The sequence below is a fragment of the Ruegeria lacuscaerulensis genome (genome assembly GCF_013031245.1).
Taxonomy (GTDB): domain Bacteria; phylum Pseudomonadota; class Alphaproteobacteria; order Rhodobacterales; family Rhodobacteraceae; genus Ruegeria; species Ruegeria lacuscaerulensis_C.
Genome location: NZ_WPZL01000097.1, coordinates 1 through 1,347 on the forward strand (window position 1 = coordinate 1; position 1,347 = coordinate 1,347).

The following is a 1,347-nucleotide window of genomic DNA, read 5'->3' on the forward strand; positions in this document are numbered from 1 at the left end:
GTTCTTTAATTGAACAGCAGCTCTCGGTGACTTTATTCCAGTATCGACCACCTGCAAGGTTCTTTCCGAAGTCATCCTGTTGGAGCCCCATCTCGGCGTTCAAGGCATCAACCCCCAAAGGTCTCATGCGCGGTCTGGTTTAAAGAGCCGCATGTAGATATCACGGGTTCGGTCGACAGCCTGCCGTGTTGGTCGGTACGGCAGCTCGTGTTCGGTTTATCCGCTGTTACGCTGATTATGCCTCCTTCATTTGAAAGGTTGATCCGTTTGTCCAGATGGCGTGCATCAGGACCGCAAGTTTTCTGGCTAAGGCGACAACCGCCTTCTTGTGACTGGTACGGGCTTTGAGAGCCCGAGCCCATCTCTGTAATTCAGATCCTTTGCCCGGTTTTACTCGGTTCAGTAAACTGCTGGCCGCTTCATAGAGCGTAGAACGCAGCATGGGATCGCCCCGTTTCGATATTCGCCCCCCATAGTCGATGTCCCCCGATTGGTAACGCCGGGAAGTCAGCCCGAGATAGGCTCCGACCGATCTGGATTTCACAAACCGATGCGGGTTGTCGATTGTTGCCACAAAGGTCACAGCGCTCACCGGGCCAACGCCAGGGATCGTCATCAAACGTTGGCAGGCTTCATCGTTTTTCGCATGGCGCGCCATTTCTTTACTCAGAGCTGCCGCTTGCCGCAGCGCGGTTGTGCGCAAGTCGAGCAAAGGCAGGATGATCTTGGATAAGATTGGCCGATCTTTCAGGATCGCGTGGACCCGTTCCTCGTATGTGTGCAGATGCCTTGGCAACCGCTGCCCGAAACTGGCCAAAAGACCGCGGATTGTGTTTTCGACATTCACGCGGGATTTCAATGCCACTTCCCGAGCTTTCAGCAACGCCCGCCGTTCCTGGGCAACCCGGCTCTTCACCTCGACCTTACGATAGAACCCCGTGCGCGCGAGCTCAGCCAACATGGCAGCATCATTGGCATCGGTCTTGTTGTGCATCTGGCTGAGAACGGCATGAGCCTGACGGGCGTCGATGCAAACCATCGGCAATCCCCGATCCGAGAGCTCAGTATAGAGCCAGTTCACCATTCGACCGGTTTCGAGGACGACGCATTTGAGGGAACCAAGGTGTTTGCGCAGCACTTGGAAAATGACATCCGGATCGGTGACTTTCTTCGCAGCAAACACCGGACCACCATTCTCGTCGCATAAACAAATAGACGTCTCAGCTTTCGAAACATCCAATCCGACAAAACACTGTTCCATTTTTCTCTCCTGTCTTTGTTCCGATGCCATCATGCACCGGCCAAGAGAGCTGCTGTTCAATTACTCAGAGTCTCATCCATTCGCCA

Annotated in this window: 1 protein-coding gene; it reads right to left on the reverse strand. The window is 54.1% G+C overall.

The genetic code is table 11. The features are described from left to right. Nucleotides 1-235 precede the first annotated feature (235 nt). Nucleotides 236-1,261, reverse strand: coding sequence for an IS110 family RNA-guided transposase (locus tag GOX66_RS25465; RefSeq protein ID WP_170766708.1), 1,026 nt, complete (start codon nucleotides 1,259-1,261; stop codon nucleotides 236-238). Nucleotides 1,262-1,347: the final 86 nt, after the last annotated feature.

Excerpts from the sequence above, each read along its gene's own strand:
- GOX66_RS25465 (WP_170766708.1), bottom strand. The coding sequence starts at position 1,261 with ATGGAACAGTGTTTTGTCGGATTGGATGTTTCGAAAGCTGAGACGTCT.